Here is a 12,570-nt window from a genome sequence, read left to right as displayed (position 1 = left end):
CCTATTAATTATTGAAAAGTAAAACTGATTATTCTTCTTCTTTGAACCAACTGGAATACATTACATAATTGTTAGAAATACGTTCAATTTCCCCTGCAAAATTAGACTGATCAATATCTTTTACTTTCTTGGCAGGAACACCAGCCCAAATCGAACCTGAAGAAACAACTGTATTTTGAGTAATAACAGCTCCAGCAGCAACAATTGAATTACTTTCAATAATACAATTATCCATTACAATCGCTCCCATACCTATCAAAACATTGTCATGTACAGTACAGCCATGAACAATAGCATTATGCCCAATGGAAACATTATTACCTATTATAGTTGGGTGCTTTTTATATGTACAATGTATTATGGCACCATCTTGAATGTTTACTTTATTACCAATTTTAATAAAATTCACATCTGCTCGAATAACAGCATTGAACCATACACTACATGAATCACCAAAACTAACCTCACCGACTATAGTTGCATTTTCAGCAACATAACAATCTTTTGGTATCAGTGGTGTTTTTCCGTTGACCGACTTTATTAACATGAAAGAAAATTAGAATTAATTAATCGCAGGGCAGTTACATTCGTATTTTTCAGGCTTACAAAACAAGTTAAGCCCCAAAGTAATTTGATGATATCCTCCATTATCAAATTTAACTGCGCCAGAAACATGAGAGTAAGTATAAGCAAACATCACATTTTTGTAATTTACTCCAATAATAGGAGTAATATATTGTAATTTTTGTGTAGAAATCCCTGAAGCATCTGAATACTCTGCACCATCTAAACTTCTACGGTAGGACAATCCCGCCCATAGTGTTCCAAAATCCATGTTTTTATATGCTTTCAAATTAAAATCAAATGATTTTTCTTTTGTTTTATCTACTAATTGAAATAAAATAGATGGTTCCCATAAAATTCTATCTTTGTCCCCAAAAACGTATCCCGTACTCAATAAGAACTTTCTTAAATTATCACTTTCGTATTCTGTATAAATATCTCTTCTAGTTTCAAGTACATTCTTTACAGTACCATGTACATAAAAGTCCAAAAAATTATAAGAAGCTCCAATATCCATATTGAAATAAGAATCTTTTTGTACTATAGTTCCATCAATAATAGGATCAAAATCGCCTGATTGAAGAAAACTAGTTTCGTCTAATTGACTCTGGATCAAACCAGCACTAATTCCAAAAGACAATTGATTCAAATCTATTTCATCTCTAGAAAACATAAGATGGTAAGCATAGGATAATTTAACTCCTTTTTGAGAATGATATCCGTTTTTATCATTAAAAAGAATAATCCCTGCCCCTGCTTTCTCACTCACCCTGCCATTAAAACTTACTGTTTGGAGTTTAGGAGCATCTTCTTGACCAGCCCATTGCGAACGAGAGGTAAGTCTTATTTTTGCACAATTTGCCGCACCTGCCATCGAAGGATGGATCAAATAGTAATTATCTGATAAATAATCAGAATATACAGCGATACCTTCTTGTGAAAAAGAATAGGAAGTAATAAAAAAAAGTACAAATAAAATTTTAATTTTGATATACATTGAAATACTTTTATATAAAAAATGAATATAAGTGTTACAGAAAAAGAATAGATAGTCCGTAATAATACTAAACTAAAGTTAATTTATTCATTAATATATCAAATATAGTTATTCGTAGAAAATAACTTTACTAAATTTGTAAAAATTTACAAAAGTTATGACAAAAGTTACCATAAAAGAAACGCAAAACCCAACTATACTAAAATTTGAATTTGAAGATTTCATTACTAAAAATGAAAGTTTTGAGTTTAAAAACATTGATGAAGCAAAAGCATCACCACTTGCACAACAATTATTCTATTTACCATTTGTAAAAACGATATACATTTCTGGAAAATTTATTGCTGTTGAAAAATATAGTATTGTAGAATGGGATGATGTAAAAGATGCCGTTGCTGAACAAATTGAAACATTTGTTACTAATGGAGGTACCATAATTACAATTGAGGAAAATAAAACAAAAAAACAGCCTATTACTGTTTATGGAGAAACAACACCAAATCCATCAGCTTTAAAATTCGTCGTTAGTAGAATGCTAACTAAGAATCCTATTGAGTTTAAAAACATTGACCAAACTGCTTCATCTCCCTTAGCAAAAGAATTATTTAAATTCCCATATGTAAAAGAAATTTTTATTGATGAAAATTATATTTCAGTAACCAAATATGAGGTCAATAACTGGGAGGAAATTACTTTGGAATTAAGAAGCTTCATCAAACAATATATTGAAAATGGAGGAACAGTTTTAGACGAAAGTCTAATTCAAACTATTGTAAAAGACGAAAAAACAAAAGATGCAAATTTTGATTCATTAGACGAAACTTCTCAAAAAATCATTAATATATTAGAAGAATATGTAAAACCTGCTGTTGCTGCTGACGGTGGTAACATTGCCTTTGAATCCTATGACGAAACTTCTAAAACCGTAAAAGTAACTCTCCAAGGAGCTTGTAGTGGCTGTCCATCATCAACATTTACTTTAAAAAGCGGAATAGAAAACATGCTAAAAAGCATGCTTAACGACGATAAAATAAATGTAGAAGCCGCTAACGCCTAATAATTACAAAATACTGATTTACTGATAATTATGATATATTTAACCTTTTTTATAGGGGGGAAATTAAAAAATTAGTTAAATTTAAGTTTAACTAAAAAAGTAGAAATTATGTCAGTATTAAAGGTAATTGAATTACTCTCAAGTTCAAAAACGAGTTGGGAAGAAGCAACACAAAAAGCCATAACGAAAGCATCAAAATCTGTAAAAAATATACGATCTGTATATGTTAAAGATCAAAGTGCATCAGTAGATGGAGGCAAAATATCAGAATACCGAGTAACACTTAAAGTAACATTCGAACTTGAGTAAACTTTATTCTAAAAAAAATTAAAGCGTTTCTTACGAAACGCTTTTTTTGTACAACTACATCATTGTTTCTACATTTTAATTTTGAAATGAAAATAAAATCACAAAATATTGATAACCAATAAATTAATTGCAATAAAATTGTTTAATATTGTATTAGAAATTTAAAACAATAAAACATTATGGGAGTATCATCATTTTTTAAAAATTTATTTGGCTCAGCCAAAGAATCTTCGAGTGAATTAGCTAATAAAGCAGAAATTAAGTTGGAGCAAGCAAAAGAAGCGTCAACTCCTTATATTGAGAAAGCAGAAAATTTTGCCGAAGAGACAATGGCTAAGGCTAAAGAAACCGCTAGTGAATTAGCCTCAAAAACAGAAAAAGCGATGGAAGATGCAAAAACAGCAGCTGCTCCAATGATAGAAAAAGTTGAAGATTATGCAGACCAAGCTAAAGAGACAATCAGCGAGTTCAGTCAAGAAGCTGGGGATGTATTAGGAAAAACTATCGCTTCTATTAAAGAAAATGCCGAAATTGCAAAAGACAAAATAGATCATTTAGCGGTCGAAGCCAAAGGAATAGCAAGTGATAAAATTAAATCTTTAACACCGCAAGACAATCAAGAAGACGCTCAAAATAAAATTGGAGAATAAGTCAATTAATTACTCTATTATTTTTTGTAATTTTGCTTTATAAACACAAACCTTCTTTATAATAGAAGGTTTTTTATTACCTAAAAATGACCCTAACTACCGATGTTGTTACTAATTATGCCAACATATATTTTAAAGAATTTATTACTTATTCTCCTAAACTGATATCAGCTTTTATTATTCTTTTCATTGGGTTATACTCAATTCGCATTATCAATAGGCTTATTAGAAAAATAATGGTTAAAAGAGAGCTTGACCCCACACTAACCAAGTTTTTAGCTGATATTTTATTATGGGTCTTAAGAGTATTACTATTTGTAACATTCATTTCTAAACTAGGAATTGAGACTTCTTCATTTGTTGCTATTTTAGGTGCAATGGGACTTGCTGTAGGACTGTCATTACAAGGTTCCTTATCTAATTTTGCAGGAGGAATGCTAATTATTCTATTTAAGCCATTCAAAGTGGGACATACAATAGAAGCGCAAGGTACACTTGCAACGGTAAGTGAAATTCAAATTTTTGTAACCAAATTAATCACCGCCAACAATCAAACGGTTTTTATTCCAAATGGAGTATTGTCTAACGGCACTATCATAAATTACTCTTTACAAAAAAACAGACGTGCTGATTTGACCTTCTCTATCTCTTATGATTCGGATATTAAAAAAGCAAAAGATTTAATTATTGAAATTTTAAACAATAACCCAAAAGTACTTCAAACTCCAAAACCAGAGGTTTTTGTTAAAAACCTAACTGATAGCGCTATTCAATTAGCAGTAAGACCTTGGGCAACTAATGAAGATTTTGGAGCTGTTTTTACAGAAACTTTGGAAAACTGCAAAGCAGCATTTGACAATGCTGGAATCAATATACAACCGTATGTGAAAGAAATGTCTCAAAGCAATTAACCATTACTTTTTTGGAGTAGTAATCATAAAATCCTTTAAATAATAAGGTTCAAAATAGGCTACATCGACAGTATCGTTTATTGCATATTTCGCAAAGCTAAGAGCGCACATTTCTCTAGCTGATGGGTATTTTATATCATCAAGAAATATAAAATTATCTTTTGTTAATACCATTTTACATTTCTCAGCGCAGTCACCTACAAAATAAATGGGCTCTTTTATATTTTCAAAAGAATTTTCAGTAATAACTTCAGCTTGAGTTTCTCTTTTATTTTCTAATTCAGCAGAGAAAATAGCACTATACACTTCCATTCTTCGAGCATCAATCATAGGAATAATTAATCCATCTGAGACTTTCGTTTGTGCTGCCAACACTTTTAAAGTATCTACAGCTATCAAAGGGATTGACAAGGCAAAACAGAGTCCTTTGGCTGCTGAAACGCCAATGCGAAGTCCTGTATACGATCCTGGGCCTTGACTTACAGCAACTGCGGCTAAATCTTTAAATGTAATTCCCGCTTCTGTCAAAACCGACTCCATAAAAACATGTAGTCGCTCTGCATGAGAATATCCTTCTTCAGCAATTTCATTACAAACAATCGTTTTACCCTCTTTTGCAATTGCAACAGAACAGTTTTTTGTAGCTGTTTCAATATTTAGAATATATGACACGTCATTATGAGATTTAAATTAGAAAAAAAAAGGAACCATCAAAGGCTCTGCAAAGGAATAAAAAAACGGCATAGAAAACAATTCAAAAATTGAAAGACTTCTTAATTGAAAACAAAAAACCCTTTGCTCTCACAAAGGGTTTTAAAAATATTCAATACTAGTTATTGAATAATCTATTTTTTATCTTCTTTCTTATCTGATTTCAACACTACTTTATCACCAGAGTTTAATTCTTTTGTAACAGTAGTATAAGGTCCCGTAATTACAACATCACCTTTTTTCAAACCGCTAAGTATTTCAATATTTGTATCGTCTTGAATTCCCGTTTTAATAATCCGTATTTTAGCTTTATCACCCACTTTCACAAAAACACACTCAAACTTTTTATCGCTTTTTGGAGTTGCATTTTTTTCTTCGGGAGTCTCCACCATTTTAATTTCTTTTACAGCTGCTGTATCAGACTTGATAACGATAGAACTAATTGGAACATTCAGCACGTTTGATTTTATTTTAGTCATAATATCAACTGTAGCTGTCATTCCAGGTCTAAAAGGAGAATAAGTAGCCGGTTTCCCTACTAATAAATCTTGGTACGATTCTTTAACAATTCGTACTTTAACTTTAAAATTAGTTACTTGATCTGAAGTCAAAGTACTACTTGCAGAATTAGAAATACTTGTAACCACACCCTTAAATTTCTTTTTTAAATAAGCATCAACTTCAACGTTAGCTTCATCCCCTTCTTTAATTTTAACGATGTCATTTTCATTTACATCCACTTCAACTTCCATATTATTCAAGTTGGCTACTCTTAAAAGCTCAGTACCTGTCATTTGTTGTGTTCCTAAAACACGCTCTCCTAATTCAACATTAAGCATAGAAATTGTTCCATCTGCAGGAGAGTATATAATAGTACGCCCTAAATTGTCTTTAGCTTCATTTACAGATGCCGAAGCACTTTGTACATTAAAATATGCCGATTGTTTTGTCGCCTTGGCCACTTCATAAGAAGCTATGGCTTTGTCCCAATCAGATTTAGAGATAATTCCTTTTTGAAACAAAGTTTTATTTCTTTCATAACTTGACTTAGCCTCATTAAACTGAGCATCAGCTTGAGTTAATCCTGCTTTTGAACCTGATAGACCAGCAATCGTTCTATTTAAACTAGAAGTATATAAATCCGGATTTATTTTTACCAATAATTCTCCTTTTTTCACGACTTGCCCTTCTTTTACAGGTAATGAAATAATTTCTCCAGAAACCATTGATGAAATTTTCACTTCGATTTCAGGTTGAATTTTTCCAGTTGCCGATACTGTTTCAACAATTGTTGAAGTATTTACCTGAGCAATTTCTACTTCGGTACCTTTATCCTTATTTCCTATTATTCCAGCTTTTGAAAGCGCTATTAATGCAACTATAAGTAGAACTACTCCACCAACTATATAATAAATTGATTTTTTTGACATAATGTATTTAGTTTTTAATGATAGGAATTCCGAAATAGAATTCTAATATTTTAATTTTAAAAATGTAATCGTATTTGCTTCTCAAAACTTCTGATTGCGCATTCGACAGTAATGTTTGTGATTGATTCAAATCGAAAGAATTCATCAAACCAACATCAAATTTGTCCTTGGCATAATTATAAGAAGCTTGTCTCGATTCCAATGCCACAAGAGCAGATTCATGAGATTTTAATGCTCCTTTTGCATCTGCAAATGCAGTATAAACATTTCTTTGCAAATCTAAATTTTGTTGTTCTAAAGCAATCTTAGACTTCTCTAAACTTACTTTAGAGCGCTCTACATTATTTCTAGCAGAGAATCCATTAAAAATAGGAATATTCAGTTGTACACCATAAGACTGCCCTTTATTATCACTAAACTGATTAAAGAACGGTGGTGCAGACTGTACTCCGATAACAGCTCCATTGCTATCTCTTAACGCAATATCAGCATATGATATTCTCGTATTAAAATTATAAAAACCTTGTAAAGTAGGTTGAAATTTCCCTTTTGCAATAGCTACATTTTTTTCGGCAATTTCTAGATTAGTTTGAGCAATTTTTAACTCTGTTCTTCCCTCTTTTGCTTTATCGTAAATGGCAGTAGGCTCTTGAGACAATATATTATTTTCATCTTTAGCCATTGTATCATCAACTACATCAAAATTTTCAAAACTATCCAATTGAAGTAATTGCGCTAAACTTAATTTTGAGATCAACAACGAGTTTTCGGCAGCTATGACTTTTTGATTATCCGATGCCAAAGTAGCTTGAATGTCTAATAAGTCACCCCTAGGTATTGTTCCAGCATTTACCAATTCTCTGGAACGAGTTAACTGCTTTCCATTTATACTCAATTGTTCATTTTGCACCTTTAAATTTTCTTTATTAAAGAGCACTTGTAAAAAAGCGTTCGCAACATTAAGTGCAATATCTTCTTGCATTTTTGTTAATTGATACTTTGCTACAATTATTGAAAGCCTTGCTTTTCTAAGTGTATTTTGGTTTTGCAGTCCTTTATAAATATCAACACCAACACTAGCACCAGCCGAGGTAAATTGCGTAGTTTTATTTTGCAAAAGCCCCGTAGTAATATCTTGATTCAAACCAATATTCCATGAATGAGAGGCTGAAGCATTAACCGAAGGAAGAAAACTACCCAGTGCTCCTTTTTTATCAATTAAAGCGGACTCACTATCTAATGCTGTTTGTTTTATTGAAATATTATGATCTAATGCATATTTCACACACTCTTCTAGAGTCCATTTTTTAGTTTGTGCACTTGATGACAAACTAAAGGCAAAGAGTAAAACTAAAGGTATCCAACTATTTTTTTTCATATATTTTGAATGGAAGTGTAACAAAGGTACTACACAAATTTAACATTTATCTATAAACTAAAAATCTTTTAATCTGTTTTTTATTCTTTAGAATCTGGGCCTTTTAAACCTTGATTCCAAATTTTTATCTTGTCAGAAGCCGTTATTCCGCTTTTTATTTGAACATAAATCCCATCACTCACACCTAAAACAAGATCCTTTCTAACAAATTTTTGGGAGCTAGTTTCTACTTCAACATAAGGCAATTGTGTGTTTTTATCAAATTGAATTAGCGCTTCTTTTAATGCTAAAACTTTATCTGCTTTTTCTAAAATAATAGAAGCATTAGCACTTAATCCAGCTCGAATAAAGGTGTCATCTCTATTTTCTAAAGAGGCTTTTATTTCAAATTGAATCGCACCATTTTCCGTCACACCCTTTGGTGCTATATATTGCAAAACAGCATCAAATTTTTTATTTTCAATTGCGCCTACAGTAATTTCGATAGGTAACTTTTCTTTTATTTTACCTACTTCTGATTCATCAATTTTACCAACAAAAATCATTCTTCCTACATCAGCAACACTGGCAATTGTCGTCCCTTCATTAAAGTTATTACTCTCAATAACCTGATTCCCCACTTTTACAGGAACGTCAAGTACCATTCCGTTTACAGTAGATCGGATTAAAGTATTAGCATAACCCCCAAGTCCAGATGTAGTTCCTGTTTTAACAATATCTAAGCTTCTTCTAGCTGCGTTATAATTTTGCTTTGCACTATTATACGCTAATTGAGCCGCATCGTAATCATTTGCTGAAATAACCCCTTTATCAAACAATGTTTTTTGTCTTTGATGTAATTTTTCTTGATTATCTAATTCAATTTTAGACGACTGCAATTGATTTTGCGTATTACTTAAATTAGAAACATTAGCAACAACTTTAATTTTAGCAATTAAATCTCCTGCTTTAATGTTTTGCCCGGCTTTAATATAGACAGCTTCAATAATTCCCGAAATATTAGGTTTTATTAAGACCTCTTCATCTGGCACAATATTTCCTGTGGCAATAGTATTTTTAACAATTGTTTTAATTTCCGCTTTATCCGTTTTAAAAACTACGGGAGCTTGTTGATTTTTTGCATATAAATAATATAACGCTCCAAAAAAGACTAAGGCGATAAAAATTAAAATAGTTATGGTTACTCCTTTTTTCATTTGTTTTGATTTATTCGTTTATTTTTTGATTGATAATTTATTCCGTTCGTAATGCATCTACTGGTTTGATATTTATTGCCGTTTGTGCAGGAATATATCCAGCTAACAAACCTGATCCTACTAATATAAATAAGGCAATAAAAACTACAGTCAGGTCAACACTGGGGTTAGCAAACATCATTCCCTCACTAGGCATACTATCTAATACCATATTAATAAGTGCAACAACTCCAGTCGCCATGGCAATACCAAACATCCCTGCAATGATTGTTAAAAAAATAGCTTCTAATAAGATTTGAGATCGAATTGCAGCTGGCGTAGCTCCTAAGGCTCTACGAATTCCTATTTCTTTAGTTCTCTCTTTTACTACGATTAACATGATATTTGAAATCCCTATCACTCCAGATAGCAATACCAAAGTCCCTACGAAATAAGCTATAAATTTTAGAATTAAAAACAATCCTTGGATCTTACTAAACTCTTGGTATAAGTCAAAATTACCAATGGCTCGATCATCATCAGGATGTATTGAATGTCTGGATTTTATAAAGTCTAATATTTGAGGTTTTAAAGTTGTTATCGACGCATTATCATTGGCAGTTAATGCCATCCATCCCACAGTATCCCCATAATTGAAAGCTTGCTGAAAAGTAGAAAATGGTATAAATATATTTTTTTGAGCCGATTCAGCATCTCCATTATTTCTAGATTTTGAATTATAAACACCCACCACCATAAAATTTACGCCATTAACTTTAATATAAGAACCAATAACATCTTCAGTTCTATCATACAATTCACTAATTACACCACGGCCTATAATTGCTACTTTCCGTTTCAATAGAATATCTTGTTGATTGACAAAACGTCCATTAACAATTTCCATTTGCTCTTGTTTAACCAACTCCGGATAATCTCCAAAAATGGTATACGAACCCGTTTTTGTTCCTCGGATAACGTTACTGGCTTCATTGTGCCCGCCTAATTGATTTCTTGGAGAAACATATAGAAGATCTGGAAAATTTTCCTTTAAGGCGACAACATCATTGTTTATAAAATGATACTGCCTTGTTTTTGGAAGCCCTTTATACGGTTTTGAAGTAGTTTGACTCCACATAAACATGGTGTTTGTAGCAATTCCATCAAAACCCTTTTTAACACCATTTTCTAAACCTTTACCCGCAGCTAATAAAATTACTAAGATAAAAATTCCCCAAAAAACACCGAAAGCAGTTAAAACAGTTCGGAAAGTATTTGCCGTTAGCGCCTCTAAAATTTCAATCCATCTATCTCTATCAAACATAATTATTCGTCTCTAAGTGCTACAATCGGTTTAATACTTGCTGCTCTATAAGCTGGAAAAAAACCAGCTAAAGCTCCTGCAAAGACAAGTAAAATTAAAGTAGTTAAAGCCACTCCAAAATTCACTTCAGGATTCAAAAAATAATCACTTTTAACCAGCGGACCTACAAATTCTAGTAATAACAAACTTGATAAAAGCCCTACAAATCCAGAAATAGTAGTTATAAAAATAGATTCATGTAAAATCATTACAACAATAGAGAATGGAGAAGCACCTAGCGCTTTTCTGATTCCAATTTCTTTTGTTCTTTCCTTTACAATAATCATCATAATATTACTTACCCCAACAACACCAGCAATGATGGTACAAATTCCGACCCACCAAAAAAACAATCTGATATATAAATTTAAATCGTAAAATTGCTTAACGTTTTCAATTGTACTATTGATTCCAATACCACTCAAATCATCTGGTGAAACAGTATTTTTACCTTTAAGCATTTGGCTAATCTCTGTAGTAAACTTAACTGACTCTGCTAAAGCCTCTTCGTAAGTATCTTTTTTATGAAGTGTAAAAGCCAAATTACTAATCTTGTCACTACCCACAAAAACCTTTTGTACAGTAGTCAATGGCAAATAAGCTCTAGATTCTTCTCTTTCTCCACCAGGATCCATAAAGACACCAACAACTTTGAACTTTATATTACTTATAGCAATTTCTTCCCCTACTGCTTCTTTATCTTTAAATAAATCCAACCTTAGTTTTTCACCAATTACTGCGACTTTTGTACTATTAATTAAATCATTCGCATTTATAAATCTGCCTTTTATAATAGTAAGTCTCTCTATTGCCTGATGCTCGGGAGTTACTCCTTGATTATCATAGTTCCCCGTTTCTTTACCATAAACAATATTCGCATTCCAAAGTGCATAATTGGAACTCTCTTTGTCTATTTGTTTATCAAATTTTTGCGTTGACAACTCATAATCACTATTATGTAGCTGAATCTGCCTTCCTGGATTTAATCCTTTATACTCTTTTGTGGTGGTTCCGGCCCAAATCCAAATAACCCCATCTGCATCGTTTTCAAACTGTTTAGATATCCCGTTTTCAAGCCCCTTACCCACGCCCAGAAGTATCACTAAAATAAAAATACCAGAAGCCACAGAAATACCCGTGAGAAATGTTCTCAGTTTATTCTTAGCAATAGCTTCAAATATTTCCTGCCAGCGTTCTGTATTAAACATAAGCAGCTGCTCTAACTTGTTCTACCATTTTATCATCAATGATTAATCCGTCTTTTAAAACAACATTTCTTTTACACATAGCTGCAATATCCGGCTCATGAGTAACAATTAATATCGTTTTCCCTTCATCATTAATACCTTGAATTAATTCCATTACCTCATATGAAGTTTTAGTATCCAAAGCCCCTGTAGGTTCATCGGCCAATAATACTTTTGGGTTTGATGCCAATGCTCTAGCGATAGCCACACGTTGTTTTTGTCCTCCAGAAAGTTCCGAAGGTAAATGATGTGAATGCGTACCCAATCCCACTTTTTCAAGGTATCGCATCGCAATTTCGTATCTTTCTTTTCTCTTTACACCTTGATAATACAAAGGCATAGCCACATTATCTAATGCACTTTTATAATTAATCAGGTTAAAAGATTGAAAAACAAAACCTAAAAATTGATTGCGGTATCTTGAGGCGATAGTCTCATTTAATTTTTTGATTGGAACTTTATCTAATATATAATTTCCCGAATCCGCTTCATCTAAAATCCCAAGAATATTTAGTAAAGTCGATTTTCCAGAACCAGAAGACCCCATTATAGCAACTAGTTCCCCTTCTTTAATATTAAAATTAATGCCTTTTAAGACATGTAATTCGGAGCTTCCCATTTTGTAGGATTTATGTAAGTCTTTAATTTCTATCATAATATTTATATTTTATAATAATAGTTTATTCGAATAATAAAACCATTATCAACCCTAAAGCTGAATCGCCACCTAACATCTTAATGCATAAGACTTAATTATAATATAATTGTTACAGTTTCA

General features: G+C 32.0%; 13 protein-coding genes. 4 read left to right on the top strand and 9 right to left on the bottom strand.

The window, feature by feature from the left end; translation table 11 throughout:
* Positions 1-28: 28 nt before the first annotated feature.
* Both AB3G39_RS04600 and AB3G39_RS04595 read right to left on the bottom strand, forming a co-directional pair.
* The gene (locus tag AB3G39_RS04600) at positions 29-547 is read right to left on the bottom strand and encodes a gamma carbonic anhydrase family protein (RefSeq protein WP_367772125.1); all 519 of its coding nucleotides are present in this window, start codon (positions 545-547) and stop codon (positions 29-31) included.
* 15 nt (positions 548-562) lie between these two features.
* Complete coding sequence (locus AB3G39_RS04595) at positions 563-1,561, bottom strand: type IX secretion system membrane protein PorP/SprF (protein ID WP_367755322.1); 999 nt, start codon at positions 1,559-1,561, stop codon at positions 563-565.
* A gap of 157 nt (positions 1,562-1,718) precedes the next feature.
* Here AB3G39_RS04595 and AB3G39_RS04590 point away from each other — a divergent pair, with 157 nt between their 5' ends.
* The 4 genes from AB3G39_RS04590 (at position 1,719) to AB3G39_RS04575 (ending at position 4,488) form a co-directional block, all read left to right on the top strand.
* A complete protein-coding gene (locus AB3G39_RS04590) occupies positions 1,719-2,618 on the top strand; it encodes a NifU family protein (RefSeq protein ID WP_367772127.1) in 900 nt (299 codons plus the stop codon).
* Between the two features lie 108 nt (positions 2,619-2,726).
* Complete coding sequence (locus AB3G39_RS04585; protein WP_367755326.1) at positions 2,727-2,927, top strand: dodecin family protein; 201 nt, start codon at positions 2,727-2,729, stop codon at positions 2,925-2,927.
* A 179-nt stretch (positions 2,928-3,106) separates the two neighbouring features.
* The gene (locus tag AB3G39_RS04580; protein WP_367772129.1) at positions 3,107-3,577 is read left to right on the top strand and encodes a YtxH domain-containing protein; all 471 of its coding nucleotides are present in this window, start codon (positions 3,107-3,109) and stop codon (positions 3,575-3,577) included.
* Between the two features lie 86 nt (positions 3,578-3,663).
* The gene (locus AB3G39_RS04575; protein ID WP_369769717.1) at positions 3,664-4,488 is read left to right on the top strand and encodes a mechanosensitive ion channel family protein; all 825 of its coding nucleotides are present in this window, start codon (positions 3,664-3,666) and stop codon (positions 4,486-4,488) included.
* Between the two features lie 3 nt (positions 4,489-4,491).
* Here the strand turns inward: AB3G39_RS04575 and tsaB are convergent, their stop codons facing one another.
* The 7 genes from tsaB to AB3G39_RS04540 all read right to left on the bottom strand — a co-directional run bounded on the left by tsaB (position 4,492) and on the right by AB3G39_RS04540 (position 12,447).
* A complete protein-coding gene (tsaB, locus tag AB3G39_RS04570; protein WP_369769716.1) occupies positions 4,492-5,160 on the bottom strand; it encodes a tRNA (adenosine(37)-N6)-threonylcarbamoyltransferase complex dimerization subunit type 1 TsaB in 669 nt (222 codons plus the stop codon).
* A 173-nt stretch (positions 5,161-5,333) separates the two neighbouring features.
* A complete protein-coding gene (locus tag AB3G39_RS04565) occupies positions 5,334-6,629 on the bottom strand; it encodes an efflux RND transporter periplasmic adaptor subunit (RefSeq protein ID WP_369769715.1) in 1,296 nt (431 codons plus the stop codon).
* A gap of 7 nt (positions 6,630-6,636) precedes the next feature.
* Positions 6,637-8,007, bottom strand: a complete 1,371-nt coding sequence (locus AB3G39_RS04560; RefSeq protein WP_369752591.1) for a TolC family protein — start codon at positions 8,005-8,007, stop codon at positions 6,637-6,639.
* Between the two features lie 80 nt (positions 8,008-8,087).
* Positions 8,088-9,203, bottom strand: a complete 1,116-nt coding sequence (locus AB3G39_RS04555) for an efflux RND transporter periplasmic adaptor subunit (protein ID WP_369769714.1) — start codon at positions 9,201-9,203, stop codon at positions 8,088-8,090.
* 37 nt (positions 9,204-9,240) lie between these two features.
* On the bottom strand, positions 9,241-10,506 hold the full coding sequence (locus tag AB3G39_RS04550; RefSeq protein WP_367772139.1) for an ABC transporter permease: 1,266 nt from the start codon (positions 10,504-10,506) through the stop codon (positions 9,241-9,243).
* Positions 10,507-10,508: 2 nt separating this feature from the next.
* Complete coding sequence (locus tag AB3G39_RS04545; protein WP_367772141.1) at positions 10,509-11,753, bottom strand: ABC transporter permease; 1,245 nt, start codon at positions 11,751-11,753, stop codon at positions 10,509-10,511.
* Positions 11,746-12,447 carry an ABC transporter ATP-binding protein gene (locus AB3G39_RS04540; protein WP_367772143.1) on the bottom strand — a complete coding sequence of 234 codons (702 nt, stop codon included), beginning with the start codon at positions 12,445-12,447 and terminating at the stop codon, positions 11,746-11,748. The genes AB3G39_RS04545 and AB3G39_RS04540 overlap by 8 nt, the downstream gene beginning before the upstream one ends.
* Between the last annotated feature and the right edge of the window lie 123 nt (positions 12,448-12,570).

Source organism: Flavobacterium sp. WC2416 (genome assembly GCF_041200095.1).
In the GTDB taxonomy this organism is placed as follows: domain Bacteria; phylum Bacteroidota; class Bacteroidia; order Flavobacteriales; family Flavobacteriaceae; genus Flavobacterium.
The sequence above is the reverse complement of the archived record's forward strand: the minus strand, read 5'-3'. Positions and strand labels throughout refer to the sequence as shown.

What these genes read in the sequence shown, in the direction of transcription:
- AB3G39_RS04595 (WP_367755322.1), bottom strand. Translation starts at nt 1,561, where the DNA reads ATGTATATCAAAATTAAAATTTTATTTGTACTTTTTTTTATTACTTCC.
- AB3G39_RS04585 (WP_367755326.1), top strand. Translation starts at nt 2,727, where the DNA reads ATGTCAGTATTAAAGGTAATTGAATTACTCTCAAGTTCAAAAACGAGT.
- AB3G39_RS04550 (WP_367772139.1), bottom strand. Translation starts at nt 10,506, where the DNA reads ATGTTTGATAGAGATAGATGGATTGAAATTTTAGAGGCGCTAACGGCA.
- AB3G39_RS04540 (WP_367772143.1), bottom strand. Translation starts at nt 12,447, where the DNA reads ATGATAGAAATTAAAGACTTACATAAATCCTACAAAATGGGAAGCTCC.
- AB3G39_RS04555 (WP_369769714.1), bottom strand. Translation starts at nt 9,203, where the DNA reads ATGAAAAAAGGAGTAACCATAACTATTTTAATTTTTATCGCCTTAGTC.
- AB3G39_RS04575 (WP_369769717.1), top strand. Translation starts at nt 3,664, where the DNA reads ATGACCCTAACTACCGATGTTGTTACTAATTATGCCAACATATATTTT.
- AB3G39_RS04560 (WP_369752591.1), bottom strand. Translation starts at nt 8,007, where the DNA reads ATGAAAAAAAATAGTTGGATACCTTTAGTTTTACTCTTTGCCTTTAGT.
- AB3G39_RS04590 (WP_367772127.1), top strand. Translation starts at nt 1,719, where the DNA reads ATGACAAAAGTTACCATAAAAGAAACGCAAAACCCAACTATACTAAAA.
- AB3G39_RS04545 (WP_367772141.1), bottom strand. Translation starts at nt 11,753, where the DNA reads ATGTTTAATACAGAACGCTGGCAGGAAATATTTGAAGCTATTGCTAAG.
- AB3G39_RS04565 (WP_369769715.1), bottom strand. Translation starts at nt 6,629, where the DNA reads ATGTCAAAAAAATCAATTTATTATATAGTTGGTGGAGTAGTTCTACTT.
- AB3G39_RS04580 (WP_367772129.1), top strand. Translation starts at nt 3,107, where the DNA reads ATGGGAGTATCATCATTTTTTAAAAATTTATTTGGCTCAGCCAAAGAA.
- AB3G39_RS04600 (WP_367772125.1), bottom strand. Translation starts at nt 547, where the DNA reads ATGTTAATAAAGTCGGTCAACGGAAAAACACCACTGATACCAAAAGAT.